Here is a 26,597-nt window from a genome sequence, read left to right as displayed (position 1 = left end):
CACATCGCCAGGATCGACGCCCGGCGGTCGTCGGGATGACGGCTGCGTTCTTCAGGGGTCTCGGTCGAAATCACGATCCACCAGCCGATCATCTTTGCCTCCGGCAATTGGTTTGCGGATCAGCGCTCGAGCGCTGCGCCAGTTCACCTTGGCGATTGTTGCAATGCTCAGCAGCAGGCGATGAACTTCCCGAGGGTCGGCCTGCCAACCCATTTGGCGACAGCCGACGCCGGGAAGCTTTATGCAATGCGCATCAATACGCCGCAGCCGTTAGACCTCGAAGGCTTAACGTACGGAATTTTCCGTTTCTTGAGGGCATCCCAATAAGCGTTGAAACATGTTGCAAATTGTTTCAAATGGCATCTCGAGATGTTCGGGTACATTTCGATCGCTCAAGAATGGCTTGGGCTTCTCAATCAGAAAATTCAGTGGAGTAGAGATATGAAAAAGTTTCTTTTTGCTGTAGGGGGGGGGTTATTCTCTCCTTCAATATTTTTGCTGCGACACCGCCGGTGCTGACCGGTCCTGGAGCACAGGTTTACGTGAACCAAGTGTTTGAAGGCGCAAGTCGATCAGTTAATCCGTACACTGCAGGCCTATCGGACAATGATCTGGCCGGCACACAATTTCAGGATTCAATCAAATCCGCCGTTGTCGGGCCGCGCACTTGTTTGATGCTTCACTGGGATTCCCAATTTACTGGCGGCACATTGTTTTTGACCGAAGGGGCGCACGCAGACGTGGGGATATACGGTTTTGGTGGCGTGACCTCCTCTTTGCAGGCTTTTGTGATGGAGGCGGGTGATACGTGCACCGACAATGGAGCGGCCCGATTGTTTACAGACTCCAACCAAAGTGGTCGTCGTGCTTTTGTTGCTCCACGCCATGGAAGCAGCTCAAACCTAAACGGCTCCATTGGCAATATGAATGACCAGATTTCTTCGCTCTATGTGCCGTCCGGTTATTGCTTGTTGGTGTGGAACGACAATACAAATGGGGATTTCCATCCGGGGACGACTCGCCTTAATAAATTTGGGCCTGGATACTGGGACAACTTGTCTCTCTATGGTTTTAATGATGTCATCAGTGAATACCGTCTTGATCCGTACACTAGCGATTGTTACCCGACTCCGGCCGGATCTGGCGGTGGCGGTGGCGGTGGCGGTGGCGGTGGCGGTGGTGGCGGTGGTGGCGGTCACATGGCACAGTAATAATTCCGGTTCAATAATCGACTTGGCATAGTCAAACAACTTTAGGGCCGCGTTATTCGTAGCCGGCCCTACCTCTATTAATCGCATAGGGCTGAGAATCTGTAAATCAGCGTAAGCGCATCCCAGCGGAGACCTATACTGGACGAGGGGGCGCAACACAAGAAACGAATATAGTCGGCGTTGGCGCGCTACCAACGACCGGCTTTGTTGCACAAACCGCCTGCCACGCGCTGGTAGCGCTGAGAAGCAGGGCAAGTACAAGACTACGAACTGGGCGAGCTACAACGCGGCGCTGAAGGCGCAGGGCTCGCTGACGGTGCGGCTGGATCGGGACATGCGATGGGTGGCCGAGCCCACCGGCAAACGAGGTCGCCAGCCGATCTTCTCGGACGCAGCGATCCAGTTCTGCATGAGCATCAAATGCCGGTTCGGTCTGCCGCTGCGGCAAAGCCTTGGCCTGGGCCTGGTTCAAAGCCTGCTGCAACTCGCCCAACCCGACTTGCCGGCCCAGCAGCGCGCCATTGAACCTGCTGGTGGATAGCACCGGCATCAAGTTCGTCGGCGAAGGTAATGGAAGCGCAAGAAGCATGGCGCGGAGTACAGGTGGCAGTGGCGCAAGGTTCACCTGGGCATCGACGAGCAGACACTGGAGATCCGGGCCATCGAGGTGCCTGACAACACGGTGGGCGATGCGCCCATGCTGGCCGAGCTGCTAAAGCAGATTCCTGCGGACGAAGCGCTGGCCAGCGTGAGCGCTGACGGCGCCTATGACACCAAGGGCTGCCATGCCGCGATTGCCGAGCGGGGCGCGATGGCGGTGATCCCGCCGCGCAAGAACGCACAAGTCTGGAACGCCGCCGGGGCGGGAGCGCAGGTGCGCAATGCGGCCGTAGCGGCATGCAAGCGTCTGGGCTGCACGATTTGGAAGCGCTGGAGTGGCTACCACCGGCGCAGCCTGGTGAGACCAAGATGCACTGCTTCAAGCGCCTGGGCGAGCGGGTGATGGCCCGCAGCTTCGCGCGTCAAGTCGTGGAGCTGCATGTGCGCGTGGCACTGCTCAACCGCTTCACCCAACTGGGCACCTCCACCACGGTCCCCGTACCTGTCGAAACGTCAAGTCCGACGGACTCCTAGGTCGTCCATGCTCGCCAGCTTGGCGACGTAGCTGCCCAGCTTGGCTTGGCGGTGCTCCTGCACGAACAGGTCGGCCACCGGCTGGCGGCTCCAGAAGGTCGAGGGCTTGATGCGCGGCGTGATCATGGCCGCCATCGTCACCCCATCACGCTGTTAGCGGGAGAGAGGTTTCGAGAAGTGCCCTATGCCGAAGCTTGTCGCGTCCTCGTAGGTACCGACGGCCCGCCCTTTGTAGCGCGTGATCCACGGCCCATGCGACAGCAGCCGGCGCTGCAGCCATGTCGTGCCATAGCCCAGGCGCTCGGGGATCTTGGCCGCCAGCGCGACCAGCGAGCGGTTGGTGTAGTTCGTGAACAGCACGATGCGGTCGAACTGCTTCTCGCGCAGCTCAAAGCCCATGCGAAACATGCCCAGCACACCCCGGTGGCGGCCCTGGCGGCCTTCGTGGCGGCGGGGGTGGCGGTCGAAGTCGACGATCTCTCGCACCCACGGCTCATGGCCCACCAGCTGCGGCGCGAACACGGTGGGCGACGCGATCAGCGAGACCTGCCCGCCCTGGCTGGTCTCGGCGACGCGGCGGAAATACGGCACGTGCCAGACCAGGTCTCCCATGCCTACCCACTGCAGCAGCACGGCGGTGCGCGGGCGCTTGTCGGCGTGGGGGCCTGCCATCCCAGTTCCGGCGGGTGCGGCTGTTGCGGCGTTCGGGGTCGGTTGCATCGAGGCTCGGGGGCGGTAGGCGCGGCGATTCTATGGGTGGGGCTGCGCCGCCTTGTTGCGTAAAACACCCCGGCAACACGCACGACAATCGCCCCCCATGTCGACCGACGCCCCCGCCTGCATTCCCCGCCGCCTCGGCCGCTTCGTCTACCCGCATCGCTGGGGTGCCCTGCTGACCGTTCTGGCCTATTCGGCCGCTGCCTACACGGAGACCCTGCTGCCCGAACTCGTGGGCTATGCCTTCGGCGAGGGCTTCACCAAGAATGCCTTCCCCTTGTGGATGGTGCCGGTCGTGCTGATCAGCCTCTTCCTGGTTCGCGGCGTGCTCAGCTTCGCAGGCCAATACCTCTTCAACTGGACGCTGACCCGCAGCGTCATGGACTTCCGCACGGCGCTGGTCGACGCGCTGCTGCGCCTCGATGCCCAGGTCTACACGCGGCTGCAGCCGGGCACAGCCGTCAGCAAGGTGGTCAACGACCCGCAGCAGATCCTGCAACTCGTCAGCGACGTGGGCATGAGCTTGTTGCGAGACGGCCTGCCGGCCCTTGCGATGCTGGCCTACCTCTTCCATCTGAACTGGCAGCTCACCTTGCTCAGTCTCGTCGTCACGCCGTTGATGGTGTTGATCATGAAGAAGCTGAACCAGCGCGTGCGGCTGATGGCGACGCGCTCCTACGACTCGCAGCTCCTGCTGGTCAACAAGGTGGACGACCTGGCCCGCGCCTGGCGCGTGGTGCGCCAATTCGGCGCTGGCAACTACGAACGCGGCCGGTTCGGCGCGGCCGCCAAGGAGGTGCTGCGCTACAACCTCAAGACCGTCACGGCCAGCGCCTTGGCGCAGCCAATGTCGCAGCTCGTGGCGAGCATTGGCCTGTCGCTCATCATCTGCGTGGCGCTGTGGCAGGCGCGCGCGGACGGCACGGGCGTCGAAGCGTTTTCCAAGTTCGTGTTGGCCCTGCTGCTGCTGACCTCAAAACTGCGCCACCTGTCCGACCTGGCAGCGCCCCTGGCCCGTGCGACCTCCATCGCCAAGGGCTGCTTCGAGCTCATGGATGACATCAAGGAGACCGACGCCGGCCAGAACACCCTGCCGGTGCCAGCGCGGGGCGACATCGCGATGCAGTCCGTGCGCCTGACCTACCCCGGCGCCAACCAGCCAGCGCTGGATGGCCTCAGCCTTCACTTCGCGGCCGGCTGCACCACGGCCCTCGTAGGCTCCTCGGGCGCAGGCAAGAGTTCCATCATCCACCTGCTGCTGGGCTTCGGCCGGCCCGACGCCGGCCGTGTCCTGCTCGACGGTGCCGACATCGAAACGCTGACCCGCGACAGCCTGCGCCGCCAGTTCGCCGTCGTGTCGCAGGACATCGTGCTGTTCGACGACTCGGTGGCCGCCAACATCGCCTATGCCCAGCCGCGCGACGAAGCCAAGCTGGAAGCTGCGCTGCGCGCCGCCCACCTGTGGGACTTCGTGCAGACCCTGCCCGAGGGCGTGGAGACGGTCGTGGGAGCCAATGGCAGCAAGCTCTCGGGTGGCCAACGCCAGCGCCTGGCCATAGCACGCGCGCTCTACAAGGACGCGCCGATCTGGATCTTCGACGAGGCTACCTCGGCGCTCGACACCGAGAGCGAGCGCGCCGTGCAGCAGGCGCTCGCCGCCTGGTCAGGTCGCAAGACGCTGATCGTCATCGCCCACCGCCTGTCCACCATCCGCGACGCCGACGCCATCCATGTGATGGGCGCGGGCAAGCTGGTCGAGACCGGCACGCACGCCGAGCTGCTCGCCCGCGACGGCGCCTATGCCGCCATGGTGCGCGCGCAGGCCGGCGAGCCGTGATGCGCAGACGTGCCTGGCTGCTGTGGGCGGCGGCGCCCGTTGCACTCGCCCAGGTCGGAGTCGAAGCCAACACTGCCACGCGCGCCCAGCTCGAATCCCTGCCTGGCCTCGGCCCGGCCCTCGTGCAGCGCCTGCTGGCCGCGCGGCCGTTTGCGGACTGGCCGGACCTGCTCAAACGCGTGTCCGGCATCCGCTCGGCCAGCGCGAGGAAACTCTCGGCCGCCGGCTTGCGCGTGGCCGGCCAGGCCTATGGCGACTGACGCATCCGGCTCTTGATGACCCCCATCAACGGGCTGTCGATCGGCACCTTGTCGCCCTTGCCCTGTTCGCGCAGGTAGTACACCTGTCCGGCGGGGAACGCGGGCGGGATCTCGTAGTCCATCGCTTCCCAGACGTCCTCGCGGAAGCTGTAGAAAGCCCAGTGCGCGCCGTGGGTGTTCAGCGTGTCCAACACATCGCCGAGGTAGGCGCCGCAGTCGACCCACACCCGCACGCAGCCGAACTCGCCGGCCACCATGCGGTTCGCGGCAACGCCGTGGGCCTTCGCCCAGGCGAAGGGCGCGCCGAGAAAGTCCTGCATGGCCGCCTTGTCGAAGGCCCGCGATTTGCCGCCCCAGGTCACCGTGGCGGCCGGGTAGCGCAGCTGCGGCTTGCGCTTGATCTGCGGCCCGCTGGTGATGTCCCAGGGCTCGTACATGTGGAAGGCGTACAGCACCCTGCTGTCCCGCAGCGGCGTCCAGTAGCTGAAGCTCCAGGCGTTGGCGTACCAGCCGCCGTCGACCATGACGGGCGTGTCGGCGTCCACCGTGCGGATGGCAGCGATCACGTGCTCGTAGAACGCCGGCAGGTCATGCGTCGTGCCCTTGTGCACGGCGTACCAGGCCTCGCGAACGGCAGGCTCGGCGTGTTCGTCCAGCCCCATGCCTTTCTCGGGCGTGGGTTCGTTCAGCAGGTTGTAGCAGGCCAGCGCCGGATGGCCCTTCACTGCCACGGCCAGGTCGCGCCAGAAGGCGGCGGACTGGTCCCAGTACTTGCGGTCCTGCCACAGCCGGTCGTCCTGCTGGTCGTTGTTGTGCTGCACCCAGCGAGCACCGGGCAGCGACAAAGGCACCAGCACCACCTTGATGCCGGCGGCATTCGCGGCATCCATCGCTTGGCGCAGCATCGCCAGATCCCGCGCCGGAATGCCCGCATAGTGGTCGGCATTGCCAATCAGGAAGTCGCGGCCTTCGCCCTTCCACTTGGAAAAAGTCAGGCGCACCCAGGTGGCCCCCGTGGCCCGCAACGCGCGGAAGTAGGCCGCGTCGGGTGCGGTCTGGTTGAAGCTGTTGCCGCCGTGGCGCGGCGTGTCCCAGAAGGCGATGTCGGCCGCAGTGGCGGGCGTGGCCATCAACGCGGCGATACACAACGCAAGAAGCTGCCGCACGAACATGTTCAAACTCCCGCTGCAAAGCCGGCCGAGCGCGCGCGCCTCAGCAGGGATGGGTCGACCTGCGGTGCCCGCGACGGCCAACCGAAGAAGCGCTGCACCTCGGCGCGCTTGGCCAGCGTGTCGCTCATGCCGAGGTTGATCAGCTCGTTGATGAAGCTGGGCTCGAACAGCAGATAGCTGACCAGCGCCGAGCCGCTGGTCGTCTTGCCCTTGCCGCTGACGCCGAAGGCCCGCAGCATGGCGCGCACGGACTTGGGCAGGCTGGCCTGGTGCTCGCCGGCCAGGTCGTCCAGGCGGCGGCTGGGGGCGATGACGAGCAGCTCGATGGAGCGCAGCGCCGTGGCCGCCCGGGTCTCGCGCGGCAGCAAGGCCAGCGTGCGGTTGATGCGGCGCAGGCGCTCCACGTCCACCGACAGCGCGTCCAGGAAGATGTTGGACATCGCGTGGCCGGCGATCTGGGCCATGCTGGGGTGCTCCTGGGTCGCCTGCACGCGCCGGCCTTCGGGCTCCTTCATGCGGCCCGCGCCAACGACGAGGATGCGGTCGGCCCCCAGGTGCACGGCCGGCGAGATGGGCGCGCTCTGGCGCATGGAGCCGTCGCCGAACCACTCGGGCATGCCCTCCAGCTCGACCGACTCGGCCGGAAAGATGAAGGGGATGGCCGCCGACGCCATCAGATGACTCAGGTTCAGCCGCGCCTGCACGGCCATGCGCTGCTCACGCAGCCAGGGCACGACGTGGTGATGGGTCTGGAAGAAGGTGACGTGCTGGCCCGAGGTGTAGCTGGAGCCGGTCAGCGCCAGCGCGCGCAGGTGGCCGCCGGCCAACATGGTGTCGATGCGGTCCATGCTCAGGTAGCGGCCGAGCAGCTCGCGCAGCGGCTGGTTGTCGAGCAGGCTGCGCGGGCGGCTGCGTTTCCAGCGTGCCAGCGCCCAGCCCAGGCTCAGCACGCTCAGCCAGCGTGCGCCGCTCTTGACGGCCTCGAAGGCGTCCGCGCGGTAGATGTTCTCGACGTGCAGGCTCTGCCAGAGGTGCACGAGGCCGTCGACCGCACCGTCGAAATCATCGGCATGACAGGCCAGCGCCGAGGCGTTGATGGCGCCTGCCGACGTGCCGCTGATGACGGGAAAGGGGTTGCAGTGCGTGGCGCCGGCGTCGCGGCGCAGCTGGGCGATGGCCGCGAGCACGCCCACCTGGTAGGCCGCGCGCGCGCCACCTCCGGTCAGGATCAGGCCCGTGACCGGCTGTGGACGGTGGAGCCCGAAATCCGTGTTGCCAAAAGGCTTGGGCACAGCTTGTTGCATCTGGCGAAATCATCGCCGATGCCGAGGCTCATCCAGCTTCGTAGATCACCTCAGCTGCCGTGCCCAATTTGGCTAAAGCCTCGTCTGCGGGCCAGAAGCGGCTGGCCTCGCCCAGGTCCATGGCCCAACGCGCGCCGACGTGCTCGCCGTCGGGCTCCGCACGCATGGCCACGCGCACGGCCAGACCTTGGGCCCGGGGCTGCCCTTCCTCGTTCAGCACCTGGCGCGGCGGGAAGCGCTGCACCAGCTCGTGCAGCAGCCCGGCCGCGCCCGCATTGCCCAGCAGCAAATGCCGGCCGAACTTGGCACGCGCGGCTGCCACGCTCCACACGGCCTGCACGTTCATGCGCAGGCCACCGGAGAAGCGGTCGTTCTGCACCTTGCCCTGGGCAATGATGAGTTCGTCCTCGGCGAGCAGTTCCTTGTTGGCGTTCAGCAGCTCCTCGTTGGCCACGGCCTCGACGGCGTCGCTCTTGTCGTCGATCTTGAAGATGGCCACGCGGCCGCGCTGGCCGTTGATGACGCGCAGGTCGCTGACGATGCCAGCCACCAGCGTCGGCTCGCGGCTGTCCACCAGGTCGGCAATCTGACGCTTGACGATGCGCCGCACCTCGGCGCCGCCGTGGTCGAAGAGATGGCCCGACAGGTAGAAGCCGATGGCCGTCTTCTCCAGCGACAGGCGCTCTTTGATGCTCCACACGGCCGCGTCGACGAGGTCGGGCTCGACGTGCGATGCGGCGTGCGAGTCACCAAAGTCGAACAGGCCGCCCTGGTCGGCATTGGCCTCCTGCGTCTCGGCATGCGTGTAGCCACGGCCGACGCTGGCGAGCAGCTTGTGGCGGTCGGGGTTGAGGCTGTCGAAGGCGCCTGCCTTGATCAGCGCCTCCACGGCGCGCTTGTTGACGGACTTGCGGTCCACGCGCAGGCAGAAGTCGTAGAAGCTGAGGAACGGCCCACCGGATTCGCGCGCCGCGATGATGGCCTCGATGGCGCCGCGCCCTGTGCCCTTGACGGCACCCAGGCCATAGTTCACCTGCCGGTTCGTCATGGGCTCGAAGCGATAGACGCCCTTGTTCACGCAGGGCGACTGGAACTCGATGCCGAAGAGCTTGGCGTCGTTGAGCAACACCTTGAGCTTGTCGGTGTCGTCCATTTCGATGGTCATGTTCGCGGCGTAGAACTCGGCTGCGTAATGCGTCTTCAGCCAGGCCGTGTGATAGCTCAGCAGCGCATACGCGGCGGCATGCGACTTGTTGAAGCCGTAGCCCGCGAACTTCTCCATCAGGTCGAAGACCTCGTCGGCCTTCTTCTCGTCGATGCCCTTCTCCGCCGCGCCCTTGCGGAACATGGCGCGGTGGGCGGCCATCTCGTCGGCCTTCTTCTTGCCCATCGCGCGGCGCAGCATGTCGGCGCCGCCCAGGCTGTAGCCGCCCAGCACCTGTGCCGCCTGCATCACCTGCTCCTGGTAGACGAAGACGCCGTAGGTCTCCTCCAGCACCTGGCCCAGCAACGGGTGCGGGTACTCGATGACCTCCTTGCCGTGCTTGCGCGCCACGAACGACGGAATCAGGTCCATTGGGCCCGGGCGGTACAGCGATACCAGCGCGATCAGGTCCTCGAAGCGCGAGGGCTTGGCGTCCTTCAACAGGCGCTGCATGCCGGGCGATTCAAACTGGAACACGCTCTCCGAGTAGCCCTTGCCGAAGAGGTCGAACACCTTCTTGTCGACCAGCGGCACGTTGGCCCAGTCGAAGCCGGCACGGTCCGGGTGGCGGGCGACGATGAAGTCCTTGGCCAGCTCCAGGATGGTCAGCGTGGCCAGGCCCAGAAAGTCGAACTTGACGAGGCCGATGGCCTCCACATCGTCCTTGTCGAACTGGCTCACCGCCGACGTCGAGCCCGGCTGCTGGTACTGCGGGCAGAAGTCCGTGATCTTGCCCGGCGCGATCAGCACACCGCCGGCATGCATGCCAATGTTGCGCACCATGCCTTCCACGCGCGCGGCCAACTTCAGCAGCTCGGCCACTTCCTCGTCTGACTTCTCGCGCTCCTCCAGCTCCGGCGCCTCGTGGCGGGCGTAGATGACCTTGGCCTTGTCGGGGTCGAAGTTGGGCGGCAGCTTGGCCAGCGTCACCGTCTTGCCGGGCGGCGCGGGGATGAGCTTGGCGATGCTGTCCACGTGGCCGTAGCCCATGCCGAGCACGCGGCCGATGTCGCGCAGTGCGGCCTTGGCGGCCATCGTGCCGAAGGTCGCAATCTGGCTCACCGCGTGGCGGCCGTACTTGTCCTTGACGTAGTCGATGACACGGTCGCGGTTGCCCTGGCAGAAGTCGATGTCGAAGTCGGGCATCGAGACGCGCTCGGGGTTCAGGAAGCGCTCGAACAGAAGGTTGTACTTGAGCGGGTCCAGGTCCGTGATGAGCAGCGCGTAGGCCACCAGCGAGCCCGCACCCGAGCCCCGACCCGGGCCGACCGGGCAGCCGTTTTCCTTGGCCCAGCGGATGAAGTCCGACACGATCAGGAAGTAGCCCGGGAAGCCCATCTTGATGATGGTGTTCAGCTCGAACTCCAGCCGCTCCACGTAGCGCGGCCGCTCCTTGTCGCGCTCGGCTTCGTTGGGGAAGAGGTGCTTCAACCGCCCGACCAGGCCTTCGTGGCTCAGCTCGCGGAAGTACTGCTCCATCGGCATCGGCGTGCCGTCGGCCAGCAACGGCGTTGGGAAGTTGGGCAGCTGCGGCTTGCCCAGCACCAGCGTCAGCGAGCAGCGGCGCGCGATCTCGATGGTGTTCTGGATCGCACTCGGGATGTCCTTGAACAGCTGGCGCATCTGCGCCTGCGTCTTGAAATACTGGCTGGGCAGGAAGCGCTTGATGCGCTTGGGGTTGGCGAGGGTCTCGCCCTCGGCCACGCAGACGCGCGCCTCGTGGGCCTCGAAATCGTCCTCGGCGAGGAACTGCACCGGGTGGGTCGCCACCACCGGCAGACCCAGCTCGGCGGCGAGCGGCACGCTGGCCTGCACGAGAGCCTCCTGGCCCGGCAGGCCGGCGCGCTGCAGCTCGATGTAGAAGCGGCCCGGGAAAGTCTCTGCATAGCGCTGCGCCACCTCGCGCGCGTGCACCTTGTCGCCCTGCATCAAGGCCTGGCCCACGCCGCCGTGCTGGGCGCCGGACAGGCAGATCAGCCCCTCGCCCAACTCCGTCAGCCACTCCCACTTCAGGCAGGCCTGGTTGCGCTGCACGTTGTCGATCCACGCGCGCGACAGCAGCTCGCTGAGGTTCAGATAGCCCGCGCTGTTCTGCACCAGCAGCAGCAGCCGGGTGGGCGGTTTGTCGGTGGCGTCGGTCTCCAGCCAGCAGTCGGCGCCGAGGATGGGCTGCACGCCCTTCTTGCGCATCGCCGTGTAGAACTTGATGCCACCGAACAGGTTGGCCAGGTCGGTGATGGCCGCAGCCACCTGGCCGTCGGCCGCGGCTGCGTCTGCGGCGTCATCGGTGCGGAGGGTGCCGTCCACGACCGAAAACTCGGTGTGCATGCGCAGGTGGGCGAAGGGAAGGTCTTGCGAATCTTGCGAATTCTGAACAGCGGTCTCGGGCATCGCGGCATTGTAGGAAGCGGCTCGGCCGGCCTCCCAGGGCGGGCCAAGGCCGCTAAGCTCGGCGCCCATGAAACATCTCGCCATCGCGCTGGCCACCGCCGGCCTGCTCTCCACCGCTCTGGCCGCGCCCAAGCCCGCTGCCAAGCCGCTGCCGAAGAAGACCGCCCAGGAGATTCTGGCCGCGTCACCCGCCAGCGACTGGCGCGCGCTGGACCCCGAGAACACGCTGCTGATGGAACTGGCATCGGGCCAAGTCCTCATCGAACTCGCCCCGCGCTTTGCACCGGCGCATGCCGCCAACATCCGTGCGCTGGCACGCGGCGGCTACTGGAACGGCCTGGCCATCCTGCGCGTGCAGGACAACTTCGTCACCCAATGGGGCGACCCCGACGGCGAGGACGCCGCCAAGGCCAAATCGCTGCCGGCCGGCGCACAGGCAAAACTGCCCTCCGAGTTCTCCGTGTCCATCGACGCCATCGGCAAGACCGCCGGTTTCACCAGGCTGCCCGACCCGGACGGCTGGGCGCCACGCACCGGCTTTTCACAAGGCTTTCCCGTCGCCTCCGACCCCAAGACCGGCAAGGCCTGGCTGACCCATTGCTACGGCATGGTCGGCGCCGGCCGCAGCGATGCCGTCGATTCGAGCAATGGCAGCGAGCTCTACGTCGTCATCGGCCAGGCGCCGCGTGGGTTGGACCTGAACATCACCGTCGTTGGCCGCGTGCTCAAGGGCATGGAGCTGCTGTCCGCCCTGCCCCGCGGCACGGCGGCGATGGGCTTCTACGAGAAGCCCGAGCAGCGCACCGGCATCCAGCGCATCAGCCTGCTGGCCGAACTGCCGCCCGCAGAGCGGCCCGCGCTGCAGGTGCTGAAAACCGAATCCGCCACGTGGACGCAGCTGCTGGACGCGCGCCGCTACCGTGGCGGCTGGTTCGTGCACAGCCCGGGGCACATCGAGGTCTGCAGCGCGACGGTGCCGACGCGGCCGACTCCCTAGAGCCCCTCGCCCGGTCTTGCCCCGCTGAACGCGGGCGAGCCCAGTCGGTCCCCCAAGGGGACGGCGATGCTTGCGGCCTCGAGCCGCAAGCACATCGCCAGGCGGGCCGGCTCGGGAGGGGCCCAGCGCTCGGCCCGAAATACCCATGCCTCATCCGCCATGAGGCAGAAGCGTCACGCGCCCAGCCAGAGCGCCACGCGGTAGGTGATGAACGACGCCAGGTAGGCCAGGCCGAACAGATAGGCCGTCATGATCAGCGGCATCTTGTAGCCGCCGGTCTCGCGCTTCACGGCCGCCAGCGTCGCGATGCATTGCGGCGCAAACACATACCAGGCCAGCAGCGACATCGCCGTGGCCATGCTCCAGGTCTGCTGGATCAGCGGCGACAGCGCCTGCGCAGCTTCGTCGCCCGTGGCCGACAGCGCGTAGACCGTGCCGAGCGCGCTGATGGCCACCTCGCGTGCCGCCAGGCCCGGCACCAGCGCCAGGCTGATCTGCCAGTTGAAGCCGATGGGCGCGAAGATCTTGGCCAGGCCGGCGCCTAGATAACCGGCGATGCTGTACTGGATCGGTGCGCCGGTTGCGCCTTCCGGCGGGCCAGGAAAGCTGGACAGCAGCCACAGCGCCAGCGTCAGCAGCAGGATGATGCCGCCCACGCGCTTGATGAAGATCATGGCGCGCTGCCACAGGCCGATGAGGATGGAGCGCGGATGCGGCCAGTGGTAGCTGGGCAGCTCCATCATCAGCGGGCGCACCAGCTGGCCGGCGCTGGTGAAGCGCTTGAGCACCCAGGCGACGGCCATCGCGCCGACGATGCCGACCACGTAGAGGCCGAACAGCACCAGGCCCTGCAGCTCGAAGCCTGCCACTTCACGGTTCGGGATGAAGGCGCCGATCAGCAGCGCATAGACGGGCAGGCGCGCCGAGCAGGTCATCAGCGGCGCGATCATGATCGTGACGAGCCGGTCGCGCGGGTTGGCGATGGAGCGCGTGGCCATGATGCCGGGGATGGCGCAGGCGAAGCTCGACAGCAGCGGGATGAAGCTGCGGCCCGACAGGCCCACGCTGCCCATCAGCCGGTCCAGCAAAAGTGCTGCGCGCGGCAGGTAGCCCGACTCCTCCAACACGAGGATGAAGAAGAACAGGATCAGGATCTGCGGCAGGAAGGCCAGCACGCTGCCCGCACCGGCAATAACGCCATTGACGACGAGGCTGCGCAGCCAGCCCGCAGGCAGCAACGCACCGGCCCGCTCGCCCAACCAAGCCATGCCGGCCTCGATCAGGTCCTTGGGCGTTTCGGCCCAGGTGAACACCGCCTGGAACAGCAGGAACAGCAGCACCGCCAGGATGACCGAGCCGGCCACCGGATGCAGCAGCACGCGGTCGACGCGGTCGCCGGGCAGCGTGGGCAGTTCGTGGTCCAGATCCAGCGCGCGCAGCCAGGTCTTGACGGTGACGTGGTCGTCCACCTGCGGCTCGGCGGCCGGGGCGATGGTCGCGCCCTGCCAGACCTCGGGCCTGTCGAGCAGCGCGCGCAACTCGTCCAGCCCTTCCTTGTGGATGGCGACGGTGCGCACCACCGGCAAGCCGAGCTGGGCCGACAGCGCCGCCGCGTCGATCTTGAGGCCACGCCGCGCAGCCAAGTCGGCCATGTTCAACGCCACGACGACCGGCAGGCCCAGGCGGCGCACGGCCAGCAGCAGGCGCAGGTTGCGGCGCAGGTTGGTGGCGTCGAGCACGCAGACAACGAGGTCGGGCCGCTTCTCGCCCTTGGCGCGGCCGGCAAGCACGTCGCAGGTGACGCGCTCATCGGGCGAGCGCGGGTGCAGACTGTAGGTGCCGGGCAGGTCGAGCAGGCGCAGCGTCTTACCGGCGCTTGAGATGAGGCGGCCCTCCTTGCGCTCGACGGTCACGCCGGCGTAGTTGGCGACCTTCTGGTGGCTGCCGGTCAGGCCGTTGAACAGGGCCGTCTTGCCGCAGTTGGGGTTGCCGACGAGGGCGACGAGCTTGCCGCCCTTGTGTACATGGATGACGGACTCAACCATGGGTGCGCGGCGTCACGGCGATGCAATCGGCCTCGGCATGGCGCAGCGCAAACGTCGACTGCCCGACACGCACGACCAGGTTGCCCGTGTGGTCAGCGCCCCGGCGCAGCACGCGCACCGCCTCGCCCGGCAGGAAACCGAGATCGGACAACCACGACGCCCACTCCGGCGAATGCGCGGGCGCGCTGACCTGGCTGACGGTCAGCGCCTGCCCGGCTGGGGCGGCGGCGAGGCTGGAAGGCAGCGGCTCGGACATGTGGGCGGCTTCGCGGGCAGGCGTTTGATGAGAATGATTCTCATTGTAGTCGCCGCAGCCGGACCTCAGGGCGACGGAATCAGCGCGGGTTGAGGTTATCCAGCAGCAGGTCGCAAGCCTTCAGCGCCTTGGCGAAATCCAACCGACCGATGGCCAGCGACAGCGTGGCGAAGTCGGGGCCCAGCGCGTCGGCCTGACTGGCCAACTGCTCGCACGCCGCCACCGAGCGCATGTTGCGCTCCCCCAGCAGCTGACGCAGCCGGCGCAGCGCCTCCAACGGGTCGACAGCCTCAGCAACCACGACGGGTGCGCGGGGTGGCAGTAGCGCGGCGAGGGTCTCGTTGAGCTGACGCTGCAGCGTGTCGATGTCGACTGCCTGCGCATCGGCCTGGGCACGCAGCGCCTGTTCCTGGGTGGCGGCCACGGCCGCGAGCGCGTTGGCGCCCACGACGCCGGCCAGGCCACGCAGCGTGTGCAGCCCACGCACCACGTCGGTCACGTCGCCGAGGCGCAGGTGGCGGCGCAGCGTTTCCATCTCGGTCGGCGCGTCCTCGGCAAAGGAGGTCACCAGGCGGTCGTAAAGCGCCTGTCGGCCACCCAGGCGCTGCAGTGCGGCGGCACGGTCCAGGAGCAGCGGCGCGGGGGCTGCCATGGCGGGTGCAGCTATCGCCGCATGCCCGACATGGCGCCTCAGGCAGGCCACCAACTGCGCCAGGTCGACCGGCTTGGCGATGTGGTCGCGCATGCCAGCGGCCAGGCAGGCCTGGCGGTCGGCATCCATCGCGTTGGCGGTCATCGCGATGACGATGCTTTTCGGGCGGCGCTGGAGCACGCGTTGCGTGGCCTCGAAGCCGTCGATATCGGGCATCTGCAGGTCCATCAGGATGGCGTCGAAGGGCGGCTCGGTGACGTTAGCCAGGTGGGCACCCTCCACACCGCCGCCCGCCAGCGTGACGACGGCGCCCTCGTCCTCAAGCAGTTCCTGCGCCACCTGCTGGTTGAAGCCGTTGTCCTCCACGACGAGCAGGCGCATGCCGGCCAGGCGCTGCATGCCGCCCTCGGCGCGGCGCGGGCGCGGCTCGCCGAGCATGGCCTCGGCCACGGCGTCCTGCAGCATCGAGGCCGTCACGGGCTTGACGAGATAGCCGCCCAGGCTGGCAATCTCCTGCTCGCTGCGCTCGGCCAGCAGCTCGCGGCCATGGGCAGTGACCATGATGACGACCGGCGCGTCGGACTCGTGGCTGGCGCGGATGCGGCGCGACGTCTCCCAGCCGTCCAGCCCGGGCATGCGCCAGTCCATCAGGATCAACTCGTAAGGCTTCGACGGGCCGCCCCGAGAAGACTGCACCCCCTCGGGGGGCGTGCCGGGCGCAGCCTGGCGCTGGGGGTCATCGGATCGCTCGCCGCGCTCGGCGGCCAGGTGGACGAGGGCCAGCGCCTGCTCGCCGCTGGAGGCCATGTCGCAGTCCCAGCCCAGGCTGTCGCCCATGCCCTGCAGCACCTCGCGGGCCATCGGGTTGTCGTCGACGATGAGGACCTTGAGGCCGGGCCGCGTCGGCAGCGCGTCGTGGGCCTGGGCCGGCGCCTCGGGCAGGGCCAACTCGAAGTGGAAGCGGCTGCCCTCGCCGACACGGCTGTCCACACGCAACTCGCTGCCCATCAACGCCACCAGCCGCCGGCTGATGGCCAGGCCTAGGCCGGTGCCGCCGTAGCGCCGCGACGTGGACTGCTCGGCCTGGCTGAAGCCGGCGAAGATGTGCTCGAGCTTGTCCGCCGGGATGCCGATGCCGGTGTCGCTGACCTCGAAGCGGATGCGCGCCTGGCCGTCCTGCTCACCCAAGAGCGACACGGCCAGCACGACCTCGCCATGGCTGGTGAACTTCAGCGCATTGCCGGCCAGGTTGAGCAGCACCTGGCGCAGGCGCGTCGCGTCGCCCACCAGGGCGGCCGGCAGGCGCGGGTCGAGGCGGAACAACACCTCGATGTCCTTGTGGCCGACGTTGGCCGACAGGATGACGGCCAGCTCGCGCATGAAGTCGCTGAGTTCGAAGGGGTGTGGGTCCAGCTCCATCTTGCCGGCCTCGACCTTGGAGAAGTCCAGCACGTCGTTGATGACGGCCAGCAGCGCCTGCGCCGCCGTGCGCGCCTTGCTGGCGTAGTCGTGCTGGCGCGGGCTCAGCTCGGTGCGCAGCAGCAGGTTGAGCATGCCCAGGGCGCCGCTCATCGGCGTGCGGATCTCGTGGCTCATGTTGGCCAGAAAGTCGCTCTTGGCCTGGCTGGCCGCCTCGGCCGTGACACGCGCGCGCACCAGCTCGATCTCGGCGCGGTGGCGCTCCGTCACGTCGATGAGCATCTGCACGACGTTGACGAGGCGGCCGCGGCGGTCGCGGATGGCGCTGGCACTGCCATCGACGAACAACTCGCCGCCACCCGGCAGCGCAAAGCCGCGCTCGAAGCGCACGTGCTGCAGCCGTCCCCCGGCCAGGCGGTTCAGCTCGCCGCCGAGCAGGCGGCCGGCGCGGAAGTCCGGCAGGTCGGCCAGCTTCGCGCCGCGCAGCTCCTCGCCCGTGCGGCAGAGCATGGCCGTCAGCGCGGCGTTCACGTCGAGGATGACGCCCTGCGCATCGCACAGTGCAATGCCCACCTGGGCGCGCTCGAAGACACCGCGGAAGCGCTGCTCGCTGTCGTTCAGCGCGCGCGTGCGTTGCTCCACGCGTGCCTCCAGCAGCTGCTTCTCGACGACGAGCTGCTCGGTCATGTGGTTGAAGTTGCGGGCCAGCTCGCGGAACTCGCGGAAGCCGCGCAGGGGCGCGCGCTCGTGCAGCGCGCCCCCCGCGATGCGCGCCACGGCGCGGTTGAGCAGCGACACCGGCTCCACCAGCCGGCGCCCCAGCAGAAGCGCCAAGCCCAGGGCCAGCAGCAACGCGAAGCCGAGAGCGCCCAGCAGGCGGTTGCGCAGCGCATGTGCCGGCGCGAAGGCTTCGTCGGCGTCCAGGTTGACGGCAATGCCCCAGTCCAGCGCCGGCAGGGGCCGCCAGGAGGAAACGACCTCCACGCCAGCGTAGTTGCGCGCCAGCCCGCTGCCACTCTCGCCGCGCAGGCCGCGCAGCGCGGGGATGGCATCAGCGGCCTGCGGGTCCAGCGCGGCGCCCGGCTGCCGCACGGACTTGCGGAGCAGGTCATTGACGAAAGTGGCCCGGTCGCCACTGCGCTGGACCAGCACGGTCTCGCCGCTCAGCGCCAGGCCCGAGCCGTCGGTGGCGACGCGCAGCAGCCGTGGCAGGTCGAGCTGCAACACGATGCTGCCGAGCACGCGGTCGCCGTCGACGACGGGATGCACCATGAAGAGCGTCGGCGGCATTTGGTCGTTCGGGCCGTCCGGGCCGCGCAGCCGCATCGTCGGCGTCAGCTGCACGTCCAGCCGGCCAATGGCACGCCGGTGCGCCGCCAGCAGCTCGCTGCCCTCGAAGGCGCCACCGTCGAGCCGCGCCAGCTCCGGGCTGGCGCCGGCCAGCGGCTTCATGGCGAAGCTGATGCGGCCGTCGGGCTGCACCAACAGCAGGTTGACGTACTTGCCGGTGTCGTAGAGCTGCGAAAAGAACGCGCGGCTGGCCGCAGGCACCTGCGTGGCGACGGCATCGCGGCGCTGGCCGAGCAACTCGCGCGTGTCGGCAGCCTTGGCGACGACCCGCGCGTCGAACTCCACCTCGTTGAGGTACTCGTTGATCTCGGCAACCTTCTTGCGCGCGATGGCCGCCAGGCCTTCGGTGACGGTTTCGCGCAGGCTGCGCTCGAAGCTGCCGAGCTGCCACAGCCCCATCACGCCCAGCGGCAGCGCGGACAGCAGCGCGAAGCCCAGCAGCAGCGCCGGGCCGACGCGCCAGGCCCGCTGCGGCGGTTCCACCGCCGGCGCGGAGATCAAGGCCGCCCCCCCGGTTGCGCAACGATGGCGGCCCAGTGCTCCGTCGGCCGAAAGGCCGGCCAGGACGCGGGCCGGATGAGCCGCGGCACCTGCCACACCTCGGCCAGTTGCCCGTCAGGCCGCACCTGGGCAATGCGCAGCTGGCGCCACAGGTGGCGGGACTGCGCGTCCATCGCCGCGTAACCGTGCGGTGCGCTGACACTTTGCTGCAGCACGTTGGCATTGACTGCCTCGGTCTGCGTGCTGCCCAGCTCGCGCACGGCGGCGGCCCAGAGCTGCACGCCGACATAGGCCGATACCGCCGGGTCGCTGGCCTGGGTGTCGGCCCCGTTCAACGCGCGCAAGCGCGCCAGGAAGGCTGTGTTGGCCGCGCCAGGCAAGGACTGCAGATAGCTCCAGGCGGTGAAGTGCCGGTCCAGCCGGCCGCCGCCATAGGCGCGCATCTCGGGCTCGGCGGCCGTGAAGGACAGCAGCGGCAGGTCGGTCAGCGCGGCGGCCACCAGACCGTCGAAGAAGGCCCGGTTGCTGTCACCGCTGAGCGTGCTCAGCACCACGTCGGGTTGCAGCGTCTGCAGATCGGCGATCAGCGCCTGCACGTCGGCTGAACCCAGCGTCACGTAGCGCTCGCCCAGCACGCGGCCGCCACCGAGCTGGACGAAATCGCGCAGCATGGCATTGACGCGGTGCGGGAACAGGCTGTCGGTGCCGACGAGGTAGACGCGCCGGCCAAAGCCGGTCATGGCCCAGTCGGTGGCCGGCAACACCTGCTGGTTGGGCGTGGGCCCGGTGTAGACGATGTTGGGCGAGCGCTCCATGCCCTCGTGGGTCATGGGATAGAAGAGCAGATGGTGGCGCGTCTCGACGACAGGCCGCACCGCCTCGCGGCAGCCCGACGACCAGCAGCCGAACAGCGCCACGGCCTGCTGTTCGCCGATCAGCCGCTCGGCTGCCGCAGCGGCTGTCACGCGCGCGTTGGACAGCGTGTCCTCCGTGCGCAGCTCGACGCGCCGGCCCAACAGACCGCCGCCTTGGTTGATCTCGTCCACGGCCAGCTGGACTGCGGCCACCAGCGGCAGCTCGCTCGTCGCCAGCGGGCCGGTCAGGGCATGCAGCAGGCCAATGACGATGGGCCCCTGCTCCGCGCCAGCAGGTGGTTTGCGCCACAGCCAGGCGCCCAGGGCCAGTGCCAGCACCAGCATCAGCCCACCGAGCAGCGCGAGCCGGACCCGCATCGTCTTGGCCTGCCTCAACCCGCGTCAACCCGCCGCGCGGCGGGCCTCGGGGGAAATCAGCGGCAGCGTCAGCCGCACCGTCGTGCCGACACCCGGGGTGGACTCGATCTGGATCTGCCCGCCCAGCGCAAAGGTGACGAGGTTGCGCACGATGTAGAGCCCCGGCTCGCTGCGGTTGGGGCCGAAGCGCGTCGAGAAGAACGGGTCGAAGACGCGGCCCACCAGGCCGGGCGGAATGCCGACGCCATGGTCCTGCACGGTGATGGTGAGCTGGTCGGTGCCCAGCGGCCGCACACGGATGTGGACCTGGCCGCCAGCCTCGCGGTAGGCATGCTTGACGGCGTTCTGGATCAGCGTGGCCAGCACCTTGGCCAGCGCACCCCGGAAGCTCAGCAGGTGCAGGTCGTCGCCGGCATCGAGCTCGCAGCTGACCTGATGCGCCTGCAGCGCCTCGCTCAGGCTGGCGACGACTTCATTGACCAGCTCCAGCAGCGAGAAGCTACGGCGCTGGTCGCCGAAGTTGTCGGCGGTGGACTGCAGGAAGGCCTCGACGATGGACAGCGTGCGCTGCAGGTTGGACAGCACCAGCCCCACGCTCTCGTCGCTGACGCGCAAGTGCTTTTCCAGGTCGCTGCGCTTGATGCTGCCGGCGTTGCTGAGGCCGCGCAGATGGGTGAGGTCGTCCTGCAGCGTGCAGGCCGAGATCAGCGCATTGCCCAGCGGCGACGACAGCTCCTGCGCGATGCCCGAGATGGTGCGGCCCACCGAGGCGAGCTTGTCGCGCTGGAACAGCTCGATCTGCGAGCGCGCGAAGCTCTCGGACGCCAGCTTCAGCGCGAGCTGCGTGCGCACCCGCGCCTTGACGACGACATCGACGAAGGGCTTGGGGATGTAGTCGACCGCGCCATGGGCGAAGCCCTCGGCCTCGTCGTGGGCGCTGCCCTGCACGGTGACGAAGATGACGGGGATGCTGCGCGTGCGCGGGTCGGCCTTGAGCCGGTCGCAGACCTCGTAGCCGCTCATTTCGGGCATCAGCACGTCGAGCAGGATGAGGTCGGGCAGCTGCTCGGCGCAGAAGGCCAGCGCCTCGGCGCCGCTCGTGGCCATGGAAACCTCGCATTCGTCCACCAGCAGTTGGTAGAGCGCATGGATGTTGCTCGGCTGGTCGTCGACAACGAGGATGAGCGGCATGGCGGGCCAGGATAACCGCAGCTTCCTGCGCCGCAGCAGGCGTCGGCCCCAGGCTTTCCCGAGGGCGGGGATGTGCAATCCTCCCCACTTTCGCGCCGACCCGCCACCCATAATCCGCCGGTCAAAGGCCACCCAACATGCCCCAGCGCAAGATCACGCTCGGCCTTCTGCTGCTTGCCATGGCGGCGCTCCTGGCGCTCCTGGCCTTACTGCTGCGTCTGCGCGGCATGAGCGGCGCTTCCCTGCACGCCGGGATCGATGCGGCGCTGCTGCTCAACCTGCTGCTGCTGCCACTGCCGCCGCTGTGCCTGGTGGCCCTGCGCCGCAGCGACGACCGCCGCCGCCAACTCGCCTCCACCCAGGCCGCGACCGACGCCAGGACGTCCTTCCTGACCCAGATCAGTCACGAGATCCGCACGCCCATGAACGCCATCATGGGCATGACCCAGCTCGCGCTGCAGACCCAGCTCACGATCGAACAGCGCGACCTGCTGAGCAAGGCAGATGCCGCCTCGCGCACGCTGCTCAGCCTGGTCAACGACCTGCTCGACGTCGCCAAGATGGAAGCCGGCGACATGCAGATCGAGTCGCTGCCGCTGCGGCTGGAAGATGTGGTCAGCCAGGCCATCGAGCTGGCGCGCCCGCTGCACACCAACCCGGCCGTGACCCTCGTGTGCGAATGGGCGGACGCCAGCCTCCTGGGCGCACGCGGCCAGCTCTGCGGTGATGCATTGCGCCTGCAGCAGGTGCTCGTCAACCTGCTGTCCAACGCCATCAAGTTCACGCCCGCCGGCCAGGTCAAGCTGCGCCTGGCAGCGCTTCCCGGCGACGCCCAGGGCCGGGTGCCGCTTCTCATCACCGTGCAGGACAGCGGCATCGGCATGAGCCCCGACCGGGTCGCCGACATGTTGCGTGAGTTCCGACAAGGCGACGCCACCCTCCAGCGCCGCGACGGTGGCACCGGTCTGAGCCTGACCATCACGCGCCGCCTCGTCGAGCTGATGGGCGGCGTGCTGGACCTGCACAGCGACCCGGGGCGCGGCAGCCGTTTCGAGATCCGGCTCACGCTGGCGCACGACGCTGCCGCCACGCCGCCCCTGCCGCTCAAGCCGCGCCGCCTGCTGCTGGCCGAAGCCGGCGACGAAAGCCGCGCGGCCACGCAGGCGCTGCTGGCCCACCTCGGGCTGGGCGACGTTACCGCCAGCGCCGACGTTGCCAGCACGCTCGGTGCGCTCGATGCCGCCCGCCACGCCGGGCGCCGCTTCGACTGGCTGTTGCTGGACTGGCATCTGCCTGGCCCCGGCCCGACCGGCGCCGACCTGCTGGCCCGGCTGCGCCGCGATCACCCGGGGCTGCGCATCGCGGTGCTGAACCCGCCTGGGCTGGACGACGGCTCCTCCCAGGCGCGCGCCTTCGGTGCCCGCGCGCTGTGCCCGCAGCCGCCGCTGCCCGGCGAGCTGCGCCGCCTGCTCGGCGACACCACGGGCGAAAAGCCGCTCCCGGTCGATGGGCAGTCGCTGGCCCGTCTGCGCGTGCTGCTGGTCGAGGACCATCCCATCAACCAGGAGATCGCCCTGCGCCTGTTGAGCAGCCGCGGCGCCGAGGTGGATGTGGCGGGCAACGGCCAGGAGGGGTTGGACCGACTGCTGGCCCGCGGCCCCGGCGCCTACGACCTGGTGCTGATGGACCTGCAGATGCCGGTGCTCGACGGCCTGGCCGCGACCCGGCGACTGCGCGAGCTCCCCGGCTTCGAAAACCTGCCCGTGCTGGCCATGACCGCGCACGCGCTGGCCGAGGAGCGGGCCCAATGCCTGGCCGCCGGCATGCACGGCCACATCGCCAAGCCGCTGGACGTGGCCCGCCTGGTGCGTGAGCTGCAGCGCTACCGCCCCCTGCCCCCGCCGCCGCCCGCGTCGCCGGTGATGGACGTGGCGCTCGGCCTGCGCCAGTTCGACGGCCAGACGGCCCTCTACCGGCGCACCATGCAGGGCTTTGCCGCCCAGTACACCGAGGGCTTGGGCCGCTGGGCCGCCTGGCTCACCGCCGGTGAATGGACCGAGCTGCGCCGCGCCGCGCACACGCTGCAGGGCCTGGCCGCGACCTTGGGCGCCCAACCCCTGCACCGCAAGGCGCTGGCGCTGGAGTGCAGCGCGGCAGGCGCCGACACTGATGCTGCGCTTGGGCAGCTCGAACACGTCGAGGCGGCGCTGGCCGAGTTGCTGGCCGCGATCAGGCAGGCCCTGGCCGTGCCAGCCGCCGCGCCCCGGTCGCAAGGCCCGGGCGACCTGGCCGACCTGCATCTGCTGCTGGCCCAGAGCGACAGCCGCGCGCTGGACTGGTGGCAGGCCCACGGCGCGCATAGCGGGCTGGACGCTGCGACCGTCGGCCGCCTGGAGCGCGCGCTGGCGGCCCTGGACTTTGACGCCGCCATGCTGGCGCTGAAAGGGCAGTCCTGATGGGGCCGGCCACCCTCGTCATCGTCGGCCCGGTCGGCACACGCTGGCTGTTCGGCCTCATCGCCGCCTCGGCCCTGGGCGCCTGGGCCAGCGAGACGGCGCTCGGCGTCATCGACGCCAACGACCGCATCGCCTACCCCTTGCTGACCATCGCCTTCGCGGTGCTGGCCGGCCTGAGCTGGTGGCGCCCGCAGCGGCTGCGGCAATGGCAGCGCAGCGGCGTCACGCTGCTGGCGATGTATTTCAACCTGGGCATGCTGGCCTTCACGCTGCGCCCCGACCCCGGGCCCAGCCTGTACACGCTGGCCAGCCTGGCGCCCTGGACGATGGGCGGCTGCCTGCTGCTCTTCATCACCTGGCGGGCGCGCCTGGCGCTGCTTATCTCACTCGGCCTGCTGGCGCTGATGATGGCGCCGCCGACGCTGCTGCGCTTTGCCGGCAGCTCGCCGGCCTGGCTGCTCCAGTCCTGGCCGCTGCTGGCCAACCTGGCGCTGTGCCAGGTCATGTTCTGCCTGGCGCTGTGGGGGCTGTCGCTGCAGTTCGCGCGGCTCACGCTGCTCGTGCCGGCAGGTGACGGCCCGGCGACACCGGGCGACCTCGTCAAGGCACGCCTGCTGGAGCTGGAGCGCTCGCGCGCTGCCGCCGAGACGGCCTCGCGGGCCAAGTCCGACTTCCTGGCCAACTTGAGCCACGAGATCCGTACGCCGATGAACACGGTGCTGGGCCAGACGCGGCTGCTGCTGGGCGGCCGCCTGCATGCCGGGCAGCGCAGCCAGCTCAAGGAAGTGGCCGACGCCGGCGAGGCCCTCGTCAAGCTCATCGACGGCCTGCTCGACTACGCCGACCTCGACGCCGGCCGCATGCAGCTGTCCGCCGAGCCACTGCACCTGGAGCAACTGCTGGGCAGCGCCTTCGACGCCGTGCGCCCGGCGGCGCAGGCCAAGCAGCTGGAGCTGCTGTGCGATGTTGCATCGCCCGAACTGCTGGGCGCGGCCGGCGCACGGCGCGGTGACGCGGTGCGGCTGACCCAGCTCATCACCGAGTTGCTTGTCAACGCCGTCAAGTTCACGCCGGCCGGCCAGGTCAAGCTCAGCGTCACCCTGGCGGCCGATGGCGCGTGGCGGCTGCGCGTGCGCGACAGCGGCGTGGGCATCTCACCCGAGCAGTTGGATCACCTCTTCACGCCGTTCGCGCAGGCCGAGGCCAAGGCCTCGCGGCGCTTTGGCGGTACCGGCCTGGGCCTGGCCATCTGCCGCGCGCTGGCCGAGCGCATGGGTGGGACCCTCACCGCCCGCAGCACACCCGGCCGCGGCAGCGCCTTCGAGCTGCTGCTGCCGCTGCCTCCCTGCCCCGAGCTGCCGCTGCTACCCACGAGCGAGTTGGACAGCATCCTCATCGTCCAGACCAAACACAGCGCCGGCCATGAGTCGCTGGTCAACCTGGCAAAGGCGCTGGCGCCGACCGCCCGCCTGGAGCTGCTGGCCCAGGGCAATCGGGCCCTCGCCCGCCTGGCCAAGGCGCCCGCCAACACACGGCTGGACCTGCTTCTGGTCGACTGGGTGCTGCCCGACATGGAAGGCGGCGAGCTGTTGCGGCGCCTGGCCACGACGCGTTTCAACAGCCCCCGGCGCATCGTGCTGATGAGCGCCTTCGACACGCCGGTGCTACGCGCCCGCGCGCTGCGCCAGGGCGCCCATGCGCTGGCGCCCAAGCCGCTGCTGCCGCACATGCTGCGCCGCCTGTTCGACCTGAGCCGGCCTCTGCCCATGCCCGCCTCGGAGCTGCCGCCCGCGCCCGACCCGCATGCGCCCACCACCAGCCCAGGGACGCTGATCAGCGAGCTCGACACCCTGCTGGGCGAGGCCGACAGTCAAGCGCTGACGCTGTGGGAGCAGCATGGCTCGGCCTTCATGGACATGCTGCCGGCGCGGCAGGCCAACGCCCTGGCCGGCGCCATGCAGCGCTTTGATTTCGACGAGGCTCAGGCCGCCTTGCGCGGCGACAGCAAATCATGACCATTCCCCCTAACCACGCCCTGCCGCAGGCGACCATCCTCGTGGTGGACGACACGCCGGCCAACCTGACGCTGCTGGCCCAGGTGCTCAAGCCCGACTACCGCGTGCAGTTCGCCGTCAGCGGTGCCAAGGCGCTGGAGATCTGCCGCCGCCAGCCACCCGACCTCATCGTGCTGGACATCATGATGCCGGAGATGGACGGCTACGAGGTCTGCCGCCGGCTCAAGGCCGACCCGGCCACCCGCCGCGTGCCGGTCATCTTCCTGACCGCGCTGACGCGCACCGAGGACGAGAGCGCGGGCTTCGAGGCCGGCGGCGCCGACTTCATCCACAAGCCCTTCAACCCCACCACAGTGCAGGCCCGCGTGCGTACGCACCTGCAGCTCAAGCTGGCCGAGGACCAACTGCTGCACCACAACGCCCAGCTCAGCGGCGAACTGGAGGCGCGCCGCCGCGAGGTGGAGAGGCTGCGCGACACGACCCTCTTCGTCATGGTGAGCCTGGCGGAGTTCCGCGACGCCGACACCGGCAACCACATCCAGCGCACGCAGGAATACGTGCGCACGCTGGCACGCTGGATCGCCGACCAGCCCGACGGGCCGGCCGACCTGACCGAGTTCGCCATCGACGAGCTGGCCAAGGCCGCGCCGCTGCACGACATCGGCAAGGTCGCCATCCCCGATGGCATCCTGCTCAAGCCCGGCAAGCTGACGCCCGACGAATGGCGGGTCATGAAGACCCACGCCGAGCATGGCGCCGACCTGCTGCAGCGCGCCATCGACCGCCTGGGCGACGACGCCGGCCTGATGCTGACCTACGGCAAGCAGATCGCCCGCCACCACCATGAGAAGTGGGACGGCAGCGGCTACCCGGATGGCCTGGCCGGCGAGGACATCCCGCTGTCGGCCCGCATGATGGCCGTGGCCGACGTCTACGACGCGCTGATCAGCGTGCGGCCCTACAAGCAGGCCATGACGCACGACCAGGCCATGACCTTCATACGCGACGGCAGCGGCAGCCATTTCGACCCGCACGTGGTCGGGGCGCTCGAGGCCTGCGTGGACGAGGTGCGCCGGATCGCGTCGCAATGGGCGGACTGAACGCTGCCCCTCGCCCATCCTCGCGCCGCTGAACGCGAGCGAGTTTGGTCGGTCCCCCAAGGGGACGGCGATGCTTGCGGCATCGAGCCGCAAGCACATCGCCCACGCGGGCCGGCTTGGGAGCGGCCCGGCGCTCGGCCCGTAGCCCCCACC

The 26,597-nt window shown here is 68.7% G+C and carries 17 protein-coding genes and 1 pseudogene; 8 read left to right on the top strand and 10 right to left on the bottom strand.

The window, feature by feature from the left end; all coding sequences use genetic code 11:
• Positions 1–542: 542 nt before the first annotated feature.
• The gene (locus ABIS05_RS00730; protein ID WP_348014239.1) at positions 543–1,211 is read left to right on the top strand and encodes a hypothetical protein; all 669 of its coding nucleotides are present in this window, start codon (positions 543–545) and stop codon (positions 1,209–1,211) included.
• A 220-nt stretch (positions 1,212–1,431) separates the two neighbouring features.
• Positions 1,432–2,345: pseudogene (locus tag ABIS05_RS00725) on the top strand (IS5 family transposase).
• On the opposite strand, the gene ABIS05_RS00720 reads toward ABIS05_RS00725, so the two are convergent.
• Positions 2,325–2,480: a hypothetical protein gene (locus tag ABIS05_RS00720; protein WP_348014238.1), complete on the bottom strand. Its 156-nt coding sequence runs from the start codon at positions 2,478–2,480 to the stop codon at positions 2,325–2,327. The pseudogene ABIS05_RS00725 and the gene ABIS05_RS00720 overlap by 21 nt on opposite strands.
• A gap of 18 nt (positions 2,481–2,498) precedes the next feature.
• Positions 2,499–3,017: a hypothetical protein gene (locus ABIS05_RS00715; RefSeq protein WP_348014237.1), complete on the bottom strand. Its 519-nt coding sequence runs from the start codon at positions 3,015–3,017 to the stop codon at positions 2,499–2,501.
• A gap of 145 nt (positions 3,018–3,162) precedes the next feature.
• On the opposite strand from ABIS05_RS00715, the gene ABIS05_RS00710 reads away from it, so the two are divergent.
• Together ABIS05_RS00710 and ABIS05_RS00705 are read left to right on the top strand one after the other, a co-directional pair.
• On the top strand, positions 3,163–4,899 hold the full coding sequence (locus tag ABIS05_RS00710; RefSeq protein ID WP_348014236.1) for an ATP-binding cassette domain-containing protein: 1,737 nt from the start codon (positions 3,163–3,165) through the stop codon (positions 4,897–4,899).
• Positions 4,899–5,159 (top strand): helix-hairpin-helix domain-containing protein, encoded by a 261-nt coding sequence (locus ABIS05_RS00705; protein ID WP_348014235.1) that lies wholly within the window; start codon positions 4,899–4,901, stop codon positions 5,157–5,159. Before ABIS05_RS00710 ends, ABIS05_RS00705 begins: the two co-directional genes overlap by 1 nt.
• Here the strand turns inward: ABIS05_RS00705 and ABIS05_RS00700 are convergent.
• Genes ABIS05_RS00700 through dnaE form a run of 3 tightly spaced genes read right to left on the bottom strand, consistent with a single transcriptional unit; the run spans position 5,147 to position 11,230 of the window.
• Complete coding sequence (locus ABIS05_RS00700; protein ID WP_348063200.1) at positions 5,147–6,331, bottom strand: cellulase family glycosylhydrolase; 1,185 nt, start codon at positions 6,329–6,331, stop codon at positions 5,147–5,149. The two genes, ABIS05_RS00705 and ABIS05_RS00700, sit on opposite strands and share 13 nt — an antisense overlap.
• A gap of 2 nt (positions 6,332–6,333) precedes the next feature.
• Entirely contained in the window at positions 6,334–7,635 is a 1,302-nt protein-coding gene (locus ABIS05_RS00695) for a patatin-like phospholipase family protein (RefSeq protein WP_348014233.1), read from the bottom strand.
• A gap of 28 nt (positions 7,636–7,663) precedes the next feature.
• Positions 7,664–11,230 carry a DNA polymerase III subunit alpha gene (dnaE, locus tag ABIS05_RS00690; RefSeq protein ID WP_348014232.1) on the bottom strand — a complete coding sequence of 1,189 codons (3,567 nt, stop codon included), beginning with the start codon at positions 11,228–11,230 and terminating at the stop codon, positions 7,664–7,666.
• A gap of 67 nt (positions 11,231–11,297) precedes the next feature.
• On the opposite strand from dnaE, the gene ABIS05_RS00685 reads away from it, so the two are divergent.
• Positions 11,298–12,227, top strand: a complete 930-nt coding sequence (locus tag ABIS05_RS00685; RefSeq protein WP_348014231.1) for a peptidylprolyl isomerase — start codon at positions 11,298–11,300, stop codon at positions 12,225–12,227.
• Between the two features lie 173 nt (positions 12,228–12,400).
• On the opposite strand, the gene ABIS05_RS00680 is transcribed toward ABIS05_RS00685, so the two are convergent.
• The 5 genes from ABIS05_RS00680 to ABIS05_RS00660 all read right to left on the bottom strand — a co-directional run bounded on the left by ABIS05_RS00680 (position 12,401) and on the right by ABIS05_RS00660 (position 20,873).
• A complete protein-coding gene (locus ABIS05_RS00680; RefSeq protein ID WP_348014230.1) occupies positions 12,401–14,272 on the bottom strand; it encodes a ferrous iron transporter B in 1,872 nt (623 codons plus the stop codon).
• Positions 14,265–14,528: a FeoA family protein gene (locus ABIS05_RS00675; protein WP_348014229.1), complete on the bottom strand. Its 264-nt coding sequence runs from the start codon at positions 14,526–14,528 to the stop codon at positions 14,265–14,267. Before ABIS05_RS00675 ends, ABIS05_RS00680 begins: the two co-directional genes overlap by 8 nt.
• A 79-nt stretch (positions 14,529–14,607) precedes the next feature.
• Positions 14,608–18,450 (bottom strand): response regulator, encoded by a 3,843-nt coding sequence (locus ABIS05_RS00670; protein ID WP_348014228.1) that lies wholly within the window; start codon positions 18,448–18,450, stop codon positions 14,608–14,610.
• A complete protein-coding gene (locus ABIS05_RS00665) occupies positions 18,447–19,682 on the bottom strand; it encodes an urea ABC transporter substrate-binding protein (RefSeq protein WP_348014227.1) in 1,236 nt (411 codons plus the stop codon). The genes ABIS05_RS00670 and ABIS05_RS00665 overlap by 4 nt, the downstream gene beginning before the upstream one ends.
• Before the next feature lie 24 nt (positions 19,683–19,706).
• The gene (locus ABIS05_RS00660) at positions 19,707–20,873 is read right to left on the bottom strand and encodes a hybrid sensor histidine kinase/response regulator (protein WP_348014226.1); all 1,167 of its coding nucleotides are present in this window, start codon (positions 20,871–20,873) and stop codon (positions 19,707–19,709) included.
• A 137-nt stretch (positions 20,874–21,010) separates the two neighbouring features.
• On the opposite strand from ABIS05_RS00660, the gene ABIS05_RS00655 reads away from it, so the two are divergent.
• Genes ABIS05_RS00655 through ABIS05_RS00645 form a run of 3 tightly spaced genes read left to right on the top strand, consistent with a single transcriptional unit; the run spans position 21,011 to position 26,444 of the window.
• Positions 21,011–23,329: a response regulator gene (locus tag ABIS05_RS00655; protein ID WP_348014225.1), complete on the top strand. Its 2,319-nt coding sequence runs from the start codon at positions 21,011–21,013 to the stop codon at positions 23,327–23,329.
• Positions 23,329–25,344: an ATP-binding protein gene (locus tag ABIS05_RS00650; protein ID WP_348014224.1), complete on the top strand. Its 2,016-nt coding sequence runs from the start codon at positions 23,329–23,331 to the stop codon at positions 25,342–25,344. Before ABIS05_RS00655 ends, ABIS05_RS00650 begins: the two co-directional genes overlap by 1 nt.
• A complete protein-coding gene (locus tag ABIS05_RS00645; RefSeq protein ID WP_348014223.1) occupies positions 25,341–26,444 on the top strand; it encodes a two-component system response regulator in 1,104 nt (367 codons plus the stop codon). Before ABIS05_RS00650 ends, ABIS05_RS00645 begins: the two co-directional genes overlap by 4 nt.
• The last annotated feature ends 153 nt before the right edge of the window (positions 26,445–26,597 follow it).

Source organism: Roseateles sp. (genome assembly GCF_039929605.1).
Taxonomy (GTDB): domain Bacteria; phylum Pseudomonadota; class Gammaproteobacteria; order Burkholderiales; family Burkholderiaceae_C; genus Pelomonas.
Note: the sequence above shows the minus strand (reverse complement) of the source record. Positions and strands in the feature narration are given on the sequence as shown.